Raw genomic sequence first — 13,549 nt, forward strand, 5'->3', positions numbered from 1 at the left:
GCGTGGCACTGGTTCTCGAAGACAAGCAGAAGGCCAAGGGCACTCCCCTCGTGCTGCAGGTTATGGCCCTCATCGTCGTCACGGCGCTGGCGGTCGGCATGGGCTGGATCACCGGCGGCTACCTGGAGGCAAGGCAGGCACCCGCCTCCGAGCCCGGCACCGTCAAAGAGGAGGAGCCCGCCGCACGCGGAAACGATGGACCGGCAGACCCGGTCTCGGTCGCCGCGCCTGCGGTGATCGACCTCGACCCGATCACCACCAACCTGGCCGACCCCACCGAGATCTGGGTGCGCATGGAACTGGCTGCGGTCTTCGACGGCGCGCCGGACCCCGCGCTCGCGCGAAAGGTTCACCAGGACATCCTCGCCTATATCCGCACCGTGAAGCTGCGGCAGATCGAAAGCGCGAGCGGCTTTCAGCACCTCAGGGCGGACCTGCGCGAGCGCGCCCGCATCCGCAGCGAAGGTCGCGTCGACGACATCCTGATCAGGACATTCCTTTACGAATGAAGCGCACCACGCTCACCTTCGCGGCCTGGATCGCGGCCACCGTTCCCGCCGCCGCCCAGACGCTCGATTTCGAGGCGCTCGCCGGCAATGCGGACGGCACCACGGTGGGCTACATCATCCAGCTCTTCGGCCTGCTGACCGTTCTATCGATTGCGCCGGGGATCCTCATCATGGTGACGAGCTTCACCCGGTTCGTCATCGCCTTCGCCATCCTGCGCGCCGGCATGGGCCTGCCGACCACGCCGGCGAATCTCATCCTCATCAGCCTGGCGCTTTTCATGACCTTCTATGTCATGGCGCCCACATTCGACCGCGCATGGAACGAGGGGGTGCGCCCGCTGATGGACAACGAGATCTCCGAATCGGTGGCCATGGAGCGCATTACCGAGCCCTTTCGCGATTTCATGGCCGACAATGTGCGCGAGGAGGACTACACGCTTTTCGCCGATCTCGCGGTCGAGCGCGGGGGCGTGGAGACATCGGCCGAAGCCGCGGACCTGCGCGTCCTCATCCCGGCTTTCATGATCTCTGAGATCCGGCGCGGCTTCGAGATCGGTTTTCTCGTCGTCCTTCCCTTTCTGGTGATCGACCTGATCGTCGCCACCATCACCATGTCCATGGGCATGATGATGCTGCCGCCGACCGTGGTCTCGCTGCCCTTCAAGATCCTGTTCTTCGTGCTGATCGACGGGTGGAACCTGCTCGTGGGCAGCCTCGTGCGCTCCTTCTTCTAGCGGCTGTTAGGGCCGCGCCGTATTATCTGTTTGTTAGTGAATCGCCGGCATAACGCGGGGGCAATGCATGGCGGAGGTGAGCCCCCGGTTCACCGGCATGATGCCTCTCCGCCATACCGGCCGGCCCGGTATGTCCCTTTTCATGCACACTCAGGGACACTTTCCCATGGCAAGTCTCAACACCAATGCCGCAGCGATGACCGCGCTGCAGACCCTCAACTCCATCTCCAAGGACATGGCGACGACGCAGTCGCGCATCTCCACCGGTCTGCGCGTGAACGAGGCGTCCGACAACGCCGCCTACTGGTCGATCGCCACCACCATGCGCTCCGACAACAAGGCCAACTCCGTGGTCCAGGACGCGCTCGGCCTGGCCGCCGGCAAGGTCGACACCGCCTACACGGCGATGGATTCGGCCAAGGACGTCGTCGACCAGATCAAGGAGAAGGTCCTGCTCGCCAAGACTTCGAGCTCCGAGGACCGCTCCAAGATCCAGAGCGAGATCACGGCCCTGCAGGCACAGCTCACGGAAACGTCCGGCGCGAGCTATGCCGGTACCAGTCTGCTGACGACCGACTCGACCGCGGCGACCACCGAATTCAGCGTGATCTCGTCCTACAACCGCGATTCCACCGGCGCCGTCACGACCGGTGAGATCAACGTCACGCTCGCCGACATCCGCCTCATCGACAGCGGCGGTGCCAATGCCGGCATTCTGGACACCGAGTTCACGACCACCGGTGCCGGCGCCGCGACGGCCTCCGTCATGACGCTCGACGTCACCGGCGCCGGTCTGGACGAGACCGACTTCAACGACATGCTGACCGGGATCGAGACGGCCCTCGCCGACATCGCAACCGGTGCGTCCTCGCTGGGTGCCGCCAAGTCGCGCATCGACCTGCAGAACGACTTCGTTTCCAAGCTGGCGGATGCGATCGATCGCGGTGTCGGCCAGCTCGTCGACGCCGATATGAACGAGGAGTCGGCCCGTCTGTCCGCCCTCCAGGTGCAGCAGCAGTTGGGCGTCCAGGCGCTCTCCATCGCCAACTCCAACGCCCAGAACATCCTGTCGCTGTTCCGCTGACGGCAGCCTTCGTTCCGATCATGGGGATGGGCCGCGCACTGCGCGGCCCATTTCATTTTCGCACAAGCTTCGCGCTCTAGGCTTGCCCGGCAATTCGCTGGGAGCGTTGTCGACTTGCCTGAGCAGCTTCGAACCGTCGTCGAAAATCTGAAGAGCCTGGGGCCGCGCCGCCTCGCCATGATGGGGGGTGTTCTGGCCCTCGTGATGGCCGTCATCGTCACCGGCGCGCTCTATCTCAACAAGCCGGCCTACGAGACGCTCTATGTCGGGCTGGAACGTGCCGACGTGAACCAGATCGGCCTCGTGCTCGGCGAGGCCGGCATCAGCTTCGACGTGAACTCCGACGGCACCGCCGTGCTCGTGCCGGCCGGCAAGACGGCCCAGGCGCGCATGCTGCTCGCCGAGAAGGGCCTGCCGACCAGCACCAATGCCGGCTACGAGCTCTTCGACAATGTCGGCTCGCTGGGACTCACCACCTTCATGCAGGAGGTGACGCGTGTGCGCGCGCTCGAAGGCGAGATCGCGCGCACCATCCAGTCGATCGCCGGCATCAAGGCCGCCCGCGTGCACATCGTCATGGAGGAGCGTGGCAATTTCCGGCGCGAGGCCCAGGAGCCTTCCGCCTCCGTGGTCATCCGCACCGCCGGCATCGAGGGGGTCGAGAAGGCCGCCTCGATCCGCTACCTCGTCTCTGCCGCCGTGCCCGGCCTGAACACGGAGAAGGTGACGGTGCTCGACTCCACCGGCACGCTGCTTGCCGCCGGCGACGACCCGGCCAACAACACCGCCCAGCGCTCGATCGGCATCGAGCGCACGGTGGAATCGCAGATCGAGGAGAACATCCGCCGCGCGCTTTCCCCCTATCTCGGCCCGGACAATTTCCGTGCCAGCGTGAAGGCCACGGTGAACACCGATGCGCGCCAGGTGGAGGAGGTCATCTACGATCCCGATTCGCGTGTCGAGCGCTCCGTCCAGATCGTCCGCTCCAACGACAGCGCCACCCAGGAAACCGCAGCCACGCCGACCACCGTGCTGCAGAACCTGCCTGAGGAGGAGACGCCGGCCGGCGAGCTGCCGCGCTCCTCCGAGGAGAGCGAGCGGCGCGAGGAGACCACCAATTACGAGATCAACACGAAACGGATCGCCACCACCAGCAACGGGTACCAGGTCAACCGCCTCTCCATCGCCGTCGTTGTCAACCAGGCCCGGCTCGCCGGACTTCTGGGCGAGAATGCCGCCCCGGAAGAGATCCGCCGGCGGCTCGATGAAATTCAGTCCGTCGTCGTCTCCGCGACCGGCTTCGACGAAGCGCGCGGCGACCTCTTGAACGTCGCCGCCGTCGAGTTCATCGACGGACTGGACGGGGTCGAGGTCCAGCCCGCTGGGCCGATGGCCTTCATGAACCGGCATGCCGGCACCATGATCAACGCCGCCGCCTTCGTCCTGGTCGCCTTCCTCGTCACCTGGTTCGGCCTGAAGCCTCTGGGGGCTGCGCTCGTCGCACCGGCGACGGCCGGCGCGGTGGAAAACGAGGCACAGGCGGCATTGCCCGACCGCTCGGGCGAGCAGCGCCTGCCGGCCGCCGGTGGAATGGATGCGGAAACCGCCGACGAGGAAGAGGCGGGTGACGGCTATCCGCTGAAGATCAGGCCCGCCCCGCAGGCCCGCCTCGCCCGCATGGTGGACCTTAGCGAGGAGCGCACGGCCCACATCCTGCGCAAGTGGGCGCGTGCCGAGGCGGAGGTCGCGAACTGATGGCCGCAGCAGCGCTCGCCGACGCCCTGCCCGATTTCGGCACACTCGCCGCCACGCGCCCCGCGCAGCGGGCTGACGATCCGATACCGCCGCGCCCGGTGCCGGATGCGACGGGACGGACCGCCGTCGAAAAGGCGGTGGCCGAAGCCGAAGCGGCGCTCGTCCAGCGCCTCGAAAAGGAGTTCGAGGAAAAGCTGGCAGCCGAGCGCCGGCATCACGCCGAGGAACTGCAAGAGACCGTCCGCCGGCTCGGCGAGGAGGCCGGCGAAGCCATCTCCCGAAACTTCGAAGAGATGAAGCAGGAGGTCATATCCCGGACCTGCGCCAGCGCCGCACGCGTTCTCGGCGCGGTCCTGACGGAAGATCTGCAAAGCCGCGCGGTCGACGAACTCGCGCGTATCGTGGAGGACGCGCTGGCCGAACAGGATTCGGTGCGCGTGCGCGTTCGCGTCAGCGGCACCACCTTTCTGTGCGATGCGCTGCGCGCGCGGCTGGGGCCACATGCCGCTTCGGTGGATTTCTCCGAGGGGACAGGTTTCGACCTCACGGCGAGGATCGACGAGAGTCTGTTCGAAACGCGTCTCGCCGAATGGTCGGGGACCCTTGCCGAGGTGCTGTCATGACGATGGCCGACGGCGGGGAACGCCAGCCGGAAATCATTATCGTGCGCCGGGGCGGCGATGACGAGGACGAGGGCCATCACGGCGGCGTCTGGAAGATCGCCTTCGCCGATTTCATGACCGCGATGATGTGCTTCTTCCTCGTCATGTGGCTGATCAACGCCGCCAACGAGCAGACGCGCTCCGCCCTTGCCAGCTACTTCAACCCCGTCAAGCTGATCGACCGCAGCACCAGCAGCAAGGGTCTGGAAGACATGGGGCTGGCGCCGCAGAACCACGCTACTCGACCGCAGCATGTCGGAGATCCCGAAGGGACGCCGACCGGTGAGCGCGACCAGACCCCCGGGGGGGCGGGCGAGGAGACGGGCAGGGTCTCCGACGAGAATTTCTTCTCCGATCCCTATGCGGTTCTGGCCGAGATCGCCGCCGAAACCGGCATGGACCAGAACGTCTCGCCGAAAGGCGAAGGCGGCGAGCAGGATGCCGGCCCGTCTTCCGGCGCCTCCGGCGGAGAGGCTTACCGCGACCCCTTCGCGCCGGATTTCTGGTCGCAGCAGGTCTCGGAGCCGCGGACCGGTGTCGAGGGCGATCCCGACGAAGCGCGGGAAAATCCCTTCGGTGGCGACGCGCGCGCCGAGGAGACCGGCGAAGAACGCCTCTCGCGCGCCGAGGAGCGGGAGCCAAGCGCGGCTGCACAGAGCGCGGGCGGTGAACCGGCGCGCGCGCCGGCCCTTGAAAGCGTCGCGGAGGCCCAGCCCCTTGCGCCGGCCGAAGAAAGCGCCCGGCCCGACCAGGCGGAACCGGCGAAGAAGGAGCGGCAGGAGGAGGCTGCCGTGCGCGAGCGGGCGGCCGATGCCGTGCGCACATCGCTTGCTAGAGCGCTCGAAGGCGAGGGCCTCGCCGCTTCCGTCACCGTCGAGGCGGGACAGGACGGCGTTCTCATCTCCGTCATGGACGACGTCCGCAACGGCATGTTCCCGGTCGGCTCCGCCGTGCCGGCCCGTCCCCTGGTGACGGCGATGGAGAAGATCGGCCGCGTGCTCGCGCAAAGACCCGGCCTGGTGCGCGTGCACGGACACACGGACGCACGGCCGTACAGCGATGGAAATTACGACAATTGGCGCCTTTCCACCGCCCGCGCGCACGCGGCTCAGTACATGCTGGTGCGCGGTGGTTTGGACGAGGCGCGGCTTGAAGAGGTGGCGGGCTTCGCCGACCGGCATTTGAAACGCCCGGACGATCCGCTCGCCGCCGCCAACCGGCGCATCGAGATCCTGCTGGAGATGCCGCGATGAAAGGCCGGCTGACGGCGGCGGCTCTGCTGGCGGCGTTTTCAGGCACGCACGCGCCGGCCGAAGGGCTGGAGCCTTATGAGATGGTGCGCTCACTGCAGCGCGTTCAGGACAGGATCGCCGACGGCGACCACGCAGCCCTTCCCATGCAGGCCAAGCTGCTCGGCATCATCGACGGGCGTCTGCGTGAGGCCACTTCCGAAGCCTTCGAGGACCCGCGCAATCGCGAGGCAGTGCTGATCTACGGCGCCAGCGGCGGCAATCCGGAAACGCTGGACATGATCGTCTCCCGGCTGAACTTCGAAGGTGCGGAAGAAACCTTCGCCCGGGGCGTGGTGCGCTATGCGCACGGCGACGCCGCTAGCGCGCGCGAATTGCTGCGCGAAACCGAGCCGCTCGATCTCGACGGTGTGCTCGCCGCGCCCCTGGCCCTGATGGCGGGGTCGCTCCTGACGCAGGAGGACCCGGCTGCCGCCCTCGACCTTTTCGACCGGGCGCGGCTGCTCAGCCCCGGCACGCTGATCGAGGAAGCGGCGCTGCGCCGCAGTGTCGCCATCAGCGCATCCCTGAAAGCCACCGAACGCTTTCTCCGGGCGGCCGAGCAGTATGTGCGACGCTTCGTGCGCTCGCCCTATGCGAGCCGCTTCGCGGAGGATTTCGTTTCCGGGGTCGTGGCTTTGCATGCCGAGATCGATCTGAACGCGCTGGAGGCGATCGTCGCGGAGATGGACCGGGAAAAGGCCCATGCGATCTATCTGCGCATCGCCCGCCAGAGCGCCATCGACAGTCACCGCGACCTGCTCGCGTTCGCCGCGGGTAAGGCCCGTGACTATGCGCCTGCGGAGGAGGCGGAAGACGACCCGCGCGCCCTTCTTTACGCCAATGCCGCCCGGGTCGCCTCGCCGGAAGTCGACGACGTGCTGGCGGTGCTGCGACGTATCGACGAATCCCGTCTGTCGTCCGGCGATCGGCGTCTTCTGAAGGCAGCGCGCGAGATCGCCGCGGACGTGATCGCGCCACCGGCGACCGCGGAGTGGGCTGAAACCGTTCCGGCCGCGGCGGAGGACGAGACCGACGCCGCTCCGGCGACGGCCGAATACGTGGCCGCGACGCGGGACAAGCTCCGCGCCATCGATGCGCTTCTCGGGGAGGAGGCAAGACCATGACGGAGGCGATCAAGGCAGGCGGTCCGGCCATCCTGGCGGGCATGCAGGACGCCGGGCGTAGGTCCGGAAAACTTCCCTCCGATGCGTTGACCTTTCACCGTGCGCTGGAAGATGGGCGGCAAGAGCAATCCGCGGCAAGCTTGCGTCCCGGGGAGGAAGGCGCCGGGCGGCACGATTGGCAGATCAAGGGGTTTCTCGAAAGACTCTCCCTTCCACAGGAAGCGGGGCAGGACGCCCCTGACAATGAGATGCCTGGCGTGAGCGATGAAGGAATGCTCCGCCTGTCCCTCGACGCCTCCCTCGGGCAGACACCGCAGAAGCGCGGCGCCGAACCGGCGCAGGGCAATAGCAAGGCCGCCGCCGAGCTTCCGCTGCGAATGAAAAGCACCGCTGCACGCGGTGAAGGCACCGGAGTTGCCGCTAAGAGCGAAGATACGCCGGACCGTGTCACGGAAGCATCCGGTGCGGCAACCAAATCCGGCACTGCCTTGGCCAAACGGATAGGCGGCGTTGAAGCGGCTGGTGCAGAGGCGCCGGAAGCGGCGTTGCGCCCGCCCGCAGAACGCCCTGCCCCGCCGCGTGCGGCTTCCGGCGGAGAGCCTCTCCTTCAGGCTGACAAGGCACGGGCGCACGAAGCGCTCGCCGCACGGATCGACGGCGCACGAGCGGACGGCGCGCGGGAGAGAAATCCGGATGCAGAACCCGGCGCCGACGACGGCAAAAAGCCGTTTCGTGTGGTGAACGTCCAGACGGCGCCCGCACCGGCGACCGGCTCCACCACCTCGGGAACGGGATCCACCGGGGGCCAGCTCGTGACGTCGCTGGAGGCCGATCCGGTCTTCAGGAGCACTGCGAGCGAAGCGGCACAGGCCGCCGCCGGCACCTTCCGCCGCGCCGAAACGCTGCACGTGATGAAGATCCAGCTTCAGCCGGCGGAACTGGGCATGGTGACGGCTCGGCTGACGGTATCCGGAGAGCAACTATCGGTAGAACTTCAGGTCGAGACCGCCGACGCGCGCCAGAGATTGCATGCGGACGGTGAGGCAATCACGCGGGCGCTGCGCGCGCTCGGCTACGAGATTGACCGCATCACCGTTCAGCAGGCACCCCAGGGCACCAACGTCAACGCCGGCACGACAGGCCGGGAGCAGGGCTTTCAGCCCGGTCCGGGCAGCGGAGAGCAGCAAAGCGGTGCCGCCAATTCCCATCGCGAAGGCGGCAACGGGAACCGCGGCGCAAGGCCGGCCGAGGGACACGACGATGCTGAAACGGGCGGCGACCTGTATATCTAGCCTTCTGTTGACGGGCACCCTCGCCGCGGCCAATCCGTGCGAAGCGGAGATCTTGCGCGCGGCCGAGAAATACGACGTCCCGCCCGGTATCCTCTACGCCGTCGGCCTGACCGAAACCGGTGTGAAGGGCAGTCTTCAGCCCTATGCGCTGAACATCGAGGGAAAGGCCGTCTTCGCCAAAAGCGCCGCGGAGGCGATCGCCGAATTCACCCGGGCGCGGAGGCGGGGCGCCAAACTCATCGACCTCGGCTGCATGCAGATCAATCACCATTACCACGCCGCCGAATTCCGCAGCGTTGCCGAGATGCTCGAGCCCCGGCGCAACGTGGACTACGCCGCACGTTTCCTTGACCGGCTGAAGCGGCAGAACGAGACCTGGTCCATGGCCGTGGCACGCTATCATGCCGGCCCCGACAACGACCCGGCACAGAAGCGCTATCTATGCCGCGTCATCGCCAACATGGTGGCGACGAGTTTCGGTGAGTGGACTGCAAAGGCACGCATGTTCTGCAATCCTTGATTGAAGATTTTATCGTATCGAAAAAGAGTTAAAATTTTCATAAAAAAACTATTGTGCCCGATTCCGCCGACCGGGTACCTCTTGGTGGGGTAACTGATTCGGAGGGCGGCCGAATGATAATTGTCGTAGACGAACGCGACCTCGTCACCGAGGGATATAATTCACTTTTCAACAAGGAAGGTGTCGCCACCGCGGGCTTCAGCCCCGGTGAATTCGGGGAATGGGTGACGACGGCCCCGGAGGAAGACCTGCAATCGGTCAGCGCCTTCCTCCTCGGCCAGTGCGCTGCGCCCGAGAAGCCGACACGCAAGATTCGCGGCCGCTCGAGCGCTCCGGTACTCGTGCTGAGCGAGAAGAACTCCCTTGAAGATACGCTGCGGCTTTTCGAATCCGGCGTCGATGACGTGGTGCGCAAGCCGGTGCATGTGCGCGAGATCCTAGCCCGCATCAACGCGATTACGCGGCGCATGCAGAAGCAGGAAACGAGCTTCACCGAGATCGGCCCGATGCGCATCTTCACCGACGGCCGCGACCCGGAGATCGACGGCGAACCGCTGCCGCTGCCGCGCCGCGAGCGGCGCATCCTGGAGTACCTGGCGAGCAACGCCTCGCGGCGGGTCACCAAGACACAGATCTTCAACGCCATCTACGGCATTTTCGACGACGAGGTCGAGGAGAACGTCGTGGAGAGCCACATCAGCAAGCTGCGCAAGAAGCTGCGCCAGAAGCTGGGCTTCGATCCCATCGATTCCAAGCGCTATCTCGGATACCGGCTCGTGGGGTGAACCCGTCGGGGCGGCGGGGCGGAACGCCGCCACGCCAGTTTCACGCAAGTCCCGGCAGCTAGACTCCCCTCAAGGCGCGCAATACGAGGAGACGTCCGCGATGAGCCTCTACGGCATGATGAAGACCGGTGTGTCCGGCATGAACGCGCAGGCCAACCGCCTGTCCACCGTCGCCGACAACATCGCCAACTCCGGCACCAACGGATACAAGAAGGCCAGAACCGAGTTCTCGACGCTGGTGGTCCCGAGCACCCAGGGCTCCTACAATTCCGGCGGCGTCACGACCACGGTACGCAATTCCATCTCCGATCAGGGCGTGCTGCAATACACCACCTCGGTCACCGACCTGGCGATCGAGGGGGACGGCTTCTTCAAGGTCCAGGACGCCAACGGACAGAACTACCTGACACGCGCGGGCTCCTTCGTGCCCGACGATACCGGCCGGTTGGTCAACGCCGCCGGCTTCTACCTGATGGGCACGAACCTCGAGACGGGTGCGGAAGAGGCGATCAGCATCACCGCCGCAAACCGTCTGCCCACCCCGTCGACCGAAGGCGATTTCGCGGCCAACCTGCCGGCCAGCGCCGACGTCGGCTATACCCACACCGCCTCACTCTCCTATGTCGACCAGACCGGCAACACGCAGGTCATGGAAATCGTCTTCGAGAAGGTGAGCGAGAACGCCGCCACCGGCGAGGCCGACTGGGACATCACGGTCGATGGAAACGCGTTCGGCACCGCCAGCTTCAACGCCTCCACTGGCACCTTGACGGCCGACGTGTCGGGGACCGTCAACCTGCCGCAGGGTCAAACGGTCGACCTCGATGTCTCGCTGAGCCAGACGGGCAACGAATACAAGCTCCAGCAGGCCGAAGCGAACGGAGCGCTGGGGAGCGAGATCGACACCATCCAGATCGATACCGATGGCACCGTCTACGCGCAATACGAGGACGGCTCCTTCGTTGCCCTCTACGAGATCCAGTTCGGCACCGTCACCAGCCCGGACCAGCTCGAAGTGCTTTCCGGCAACGTGTTTGCCCAGAGCCCCGAGTCCGGCCCCGTCTACTACGGCAACGCCATGGAGGTCGGTGCCGGCAAGGTGGTGTCCGGTGCGCTGGAGAACTCCAATGTCGATATCGCCGAAGAGCTCACCGACATGATCCAGTCACAGCGCAGCTACACCGCAAACTCCAAGGTGTTTCAGACCGGCTCGGAGCTGATGGAGCTTCTGGTCAATCTGAAGCGATAGAGGCGAAAGGGGCTGAAGACAGGACGAGGCCTCGGAAAGAGAGAAAATGTCGCTTACTTCCGCACTGAATATCGCCCAATCCGCACTGTTCAACGCCTCCCGCCAAACCAACATCGTTTCGCGCAACGTCGCCGAAGCCTCCAATCCGGACTATACGCGCCGCGCCGGTGTCCTTTCCAGCACGGCGCCCGGCGCCCGCATCAGCGAAATCCGCCGGGCGACGGACGATGCGCTGTTCAAGCAGAACCTTTCCGCGCTGTCGAGCTGGCAGGGCCAGTCGCGTATCTCGCAGGGGCTGGACCGGCTGCGCCTCGAAGTGAACGGGACCGACAACGCCACCTCGCCGGCTTCCGCGCTGGGCAAACTGCAGACCGCGCTTCAGAACTATGCCGCCGCGCCGTCGAACCGCACCCTTGCCGAGACGGCGGTCGAAGCGGCGCGTGGAATGGTGCGCTCGCTCAACAACGGCACGGAAGCCGTTCAATCCTTCCGCACCGAACTCGATGCCGACATCGCCACCTCGGTGGGAGAGCTGAACGAGCTGCTCGCCCAATTCGAGGCCGCCAACACCGAAGTGATCCGGGGTACACGTGCCGGACGCGACGTCTCCGATGCGCTCGACCGGCGCGACGCGCTCCTGAAGAAGATCTCCGGATACGTGCCCGTCTCCACGATCAGCCGCGCCGACAACGACCTGGTCGTCACGACGGCGGACGGCACGACCCTCTTCGAAACGGTGCCGCGGGCGATCACTTTCGCACGGACCGACGCCTTCGCGCCCGGCATGACCGGCAACGCCGTCTATATCGACGGCGTACCGCTGGCTTCCGGCACCGGCGGCAATACCACCGCCTCGGGCAGCCTGGCCGCGAGCCTGCAATTGCGGGACCAGGTAGCCGTCGACATGCAGCGCCAGCTCGACGAGACCGCTCGCGGGCTCATCACCGCTTTCGCCGAATCCGACCCCGCCGGCACCGGGGCCGACATGGCCGGCCTGTTCACCTGGAACGGCGGCCCGGGCCTGCCCGCTTCCGGCGCACTGGTCGACGGGCTCGCAGGCAGGATCGGCATCAATGCCAATGTCGACGCTGCGGCGGGCGGTGATCCGGAGCGGCTGCGCGACGGGATCGTGTACGACCACAATCCGGACGACGCGGCCTCCTTCTCGGACCTGCTCGACAGCTACATAGCGGGCCTCGACGAGCCGATGGTCTTCGATCCCGCCGCTTCGCTTGGGACGACGAAGAGCCTGAACGCCTTCACGAGCGAATCCATCGGCTGGCTGGAAGGCCTGCGCAAGGAGGCCAGCGGCGGCGCGCAGGCGAAGGAAGCGCTGGCGATGCACACCGCCACCGCGCTCTCGAACGCGACAGGCGTGAACATCGACGAGGAAATGGCTCTGCTTCTGGAGCTCGAACGCTCCTATGAGGCGTCGGCGAAACTGATGAGCGTCGTCGACGAGATGCTTTCACAATTGATGCAGGTGGCGCGCTGACCGATGAAAACCTCTTTCATTTCCACCGCCAGCATGTCGCAGGCGCTGCGCTATCAGATGATGCGCCTGCAGTCGGAGCTGGTGCAAAGCCAGAACGAGGCCACCACGAGCCGCTTGAGCGATCCCGGTGCGGTGCTCGGCGCGCGCGCCGGCACGACCTTTTCCATGGCCCGCGACATCGAGCGGCTTGAAGGGCTGGTCGATGCCAACAGCATGGCGGCGAGCCGGCTCGCCGCCACCCAGGACGGTCTCGAGCAGCTTCACGGCCTGGGCGAAAAACTGCTGACCACGCTGACGACCGCCCCCAACATGGAAGCGCCGCAGACCATCGCGGAGGAAGCCAGACGCAGCCTGGAGACGATGACCGGCATCCTCAACACCAGCGTGAACGGCGAACACCTGTTTGCCGGCATCAACACCGATACCAAGCCGATCAACGATTTCACCGACCCGGCTTCCGCCAACAAACAGGGCTTCGACACTCTTTTTCAGAGCCACTTCGGCTTCACGCAGACCGACCCGGCGGCCGCCGGCATCACGGCCGCTGAAATGAACGCCTTCCTCGACGAGGTCGAGACCTACTTCATGGGAAGCGGGTGGGACGACTGGTCCAACGCCTCGGACCGAAAGATAACGAGCCGCATCACGCTCAACGAGACATCCGAGACCTCGATAACCGCCAACGAGGCGGGCATACGCAGGATCGCCATGACGGCCGCCGTTCTGACCGACCTCATGAAGGTGCCGCTGAGCGAGAACGCGCGCACCGCACTTTACGAGCGCGGTACGCAATTCGTCGGCCAGGCGATTGCCGACGTTGCCCATATCCAGTCCGAGGTCGGTCTGGCGGAGCAGCGCGTCAGCGACGCCAGCGAGCGAATCTCCTCCCAGGTCGACCTTTTCAAGACCATGATCACGGATCTGGAAGGTGTGGACCCCTACGAAGCCGCCACCAAGGTCAACGAACTCCTGACGCAGATCGAGACATCCTACGCGCTTACCGCACGCATCCAGCAGCTGAGCCTGCTCAGATATCTGCCGTAACCGC

General features: G+C 65.9%; 13 protein-coding genes. All 13 read left to right on the forward strand.

Annotated elements, in window-relative coordinates:
• The first annotated feature begins 2 nt into the window (after window positions 1–2).
• The 13 genes from SIN08_RS14435 to SIN08_RS14495 all read left to right on the forward strand — a co-directional run bounded on the left by SIN08_RS14435 (window position 3) and on the right by SIN08_RS14495 (window position 13,545).
• Entirely contained in the window at window positions 3–509 is a 507-nt protein-coding gene (locus SIN08_RS14435; RefSeq protein ID WP_322452300.1) for a flagellar basal body-associated FliL family protein, read from the forward strand.
• On the forward strand, window positions 506–1,243 hold the full coding sequence (fliP, locus tag SIN08_RS14440) for a flagellar type III secretion system pore protein FliP (protein ID WP_322452301.1): 738 nt from the start codon (window positions 506–508) through the stop codon (window positions 1,241–1,243). The genes SIN08_RS14435 and fliP overlap by 4 nt, the downstream gene beginning before the upstream one ends.
• Before the next feature lie 166 nt (window positions 1,244–1,409).
• Window positions 1,410–2,327: a flagellin gene (locus tag SIN08_RS14445; protein ID WP_322452302.1), complete on the forward strand. Its 918-nt coding sequence runs from the start codon at window positions 1,410–1,412 to the stop codon at window positions 2,325–2,327.
• Window positions 2,328–2,441: 114 nt separating this feature from the next.
• The gene (gene fliF / locus SIN08_RS14450) at window positions 2,442–4,082 is read left to right on the forward strand and encodes a flagellar basal-body MS-ring/collar protein FliF (protein ID WP_322452303.1); all 1,641 of its coding nucleotides are present in this window, start codon (window positions 2,442–2,444) and stop codon (window positions 4,080–4,082) included.
• Window positions 4,082–4,705: a hypothetical protein gene (locus SIN08_RS14455; RefSeq protein WP_322452304.1), complete on the forward strand. Its 624-nt coding sequence runs from the start codon at window positions 4,082–4,084 to the stop codon at window positions 4,703–4,705. Before fliF ends, SIN08_RS14455 begins: the two co-directional genes overlap by 1 nt.
• A complete protein-coding gene (locus SIN08_RS14460; protein ID WP_322452305.1) occupies window positions 4,702–5,997 on the forward strand; it encodes a MotB family protein in 1,296 nt (431 codons plus the stop codon). Before SIN08_RS14455 ends, SIN08_RS14460 begins: the two co-directional genes overlap by 4 nt.
• Entirely contained in the window at window positions 5,994–7,160 is a 1,167-nt protein-coding gene (locus SIN08_RS14465) for a chemotaxis protein (RefSeq protein ID WP_322452306.1), read from the forward strand. The genes SIN08_RS14460 and SIN08_RS14465 overlap by 4 nt, the downstream gene beginning before the upstream one ends.
• The gene (locus SIN08_RS14470; protein WP_322452307.1) at window positions 7,157–8,452 is read left to right on the forward strand and encodes a flagellar hook-length control protein FliK; all 1,296 of its coding nucleotides are present in this window, start codon (window positions 7,157–7,159) and stop codon (window positions 8,450–8,452) included. The genes SIN08_RS14465 and SIN08_RS14470 overlap by 4 nt, the downstream gene beginning before the upstream one ends.
• Entirely contained in the window at window positions 8,421–8,972 is a 552-nt protein-coding gene (locus SIN08_RS14475) for a transglycosylase SLT domain-containing protein (RefSeq protein WP_322452308.1), read from the forward strand. Before SIN08_RS14470 ends, SIN08_RS14475 begins: the two co-directional genes overlap by 32 nt.
• 113 nt (window positions 8,973–9,085) lie before the next feature.
• Entirely contained in the window at window positions 9,086–9,757 is a 672-nt protein-coding gene (locus SIN08_RS14480) for a response regulator transcription factor (protein ID WP_322452309.1), read from the forward strand.
• Window positions 9,758–9,857: 100 nt separating this feature from the next.
• The gene (locus SIN08_RS14485; RefSeq protein ID WP_322452310.1) at window positions 9,858–11,006 is read left to right on the forward strand and encodes a flagellar hook protein FlgE; all 1,149 of its coding nucleotides are present in this window, start codon (window positions 9,858–9,860) and stop codon (window positions 11,004–11,006) included.
• A gap of 46 nt (window positions 11,007–11,052) precedes the next feature.
• Complete coding sequence (gene flgK, locus SIN08_RS14490) at window positions 11,053–12,501, forward strand: flagellar hook-associated protein FlgK (protein ID WP_322452311.1); 1,449 nt, start codon at window positions 11,053–11,055, stop codon at window positions 12,499–12,501.
• Window positions 12,502–12,504: 3 nt separating this feature from the next.
• Window positions 12,505–13,545, forward strand: coding sequence for a flagellar hook-associated family protein (locus tag SIN08_RS14495; RefSeq protein ID WP_322452312.1), 1,041 nt, complete (start codon window positions 12,505–12,507; stop codon window positions 13,543–13,545).
• The last annotated feature ends 4 nt before the right edge of the window (window positions 13,546–13,549 follow it).

The organism is Chelativorans sp. M5D2P16, from assembly GCF_034427935.1.
Taxonomy (GTDB): Bacteria; Pseudomonadota; Alphaproteobacteria; order Rhizobiales; family Rhizobiaceae; genus Chelativorans.

Bases quoted from the DNA above. Each gene is read 5' to 3' on its own strand.
- SIN08_RS14495 (WP_322452312.1), top strand. From the start codon at position 12,505: ATGAAAACCTCTTTCATTTCCACCGCCAGCATGTCGCAGGCGCTGCGC.
- SIN08_RS14485 (WP_322452310.1), top strand. From the start codon at position 9,858: ATGAGCCTCTACGGCATGATGAAGACCGGTGTGTCCGGCATGAACGCG.
- SIN08_RS14455 (WP_322452304.1), top strand. From the start codon at position 4,082: ATGGCCGCAGCAGCGCTCGCCGACGCCCTGCCCGATTTCGGCACACTC.
- fliP (WP_322452301.1), top strand. From the start codon at position 506: ATGAAGCGCACCACGCTCACCTTCGCGGCCTGGATCGCGGCCACCGTT.
- SIN08_RS14480 (WP_322452309.1), top strand. From the start codon at position 9,086: ATGATAATTGTCGTAGACGAACGCGACCTCGTCACCGAGGGATATAAT.
- SIN08_RS14465 (WP_322452306.1), top strand. From the start codon at position 5,994: ATGAAAGGCCGGCTGACGGCGGCGGCTCTGCTGGCGGCGTTTTCAGGC.
- SIN08_RS14460 (WP_322452305.1), top strand. From the start codon at position 4,702: ATGACGATGGCCGACGGCGGGGAACGCCAGCCGGAAATCATTATCGTG.
- SIN08_RS14445 (WP_322452302.1), top strand. From the start codon at position 1,410: ATGGCAAGTCTCAACACCAATGCCGCAGCGATGACCGCGCTGCAGACC.
- flgK (WP_322452311.1), top strand. From the start codon at position 11,053: ATGTCGCTTACTTCCGCACTGAATATCGCCCAATCCGCACTGTTCAAC.
- SIN08_RS14475 (WP_322452308.1), top strand. From the start codon at position 8,421: ATGCTGAAACGGGCGGCGACCTGTATATCTAGCCTTCTGTTGACGGGC.
- SIN08_RS14470 (WP_322452307.1), top strand. From the start codon at position 7,157: ATGACGGAGGCGATCAAGGCAGGCGGTCCGGCCATCCTGGCGGGCATG.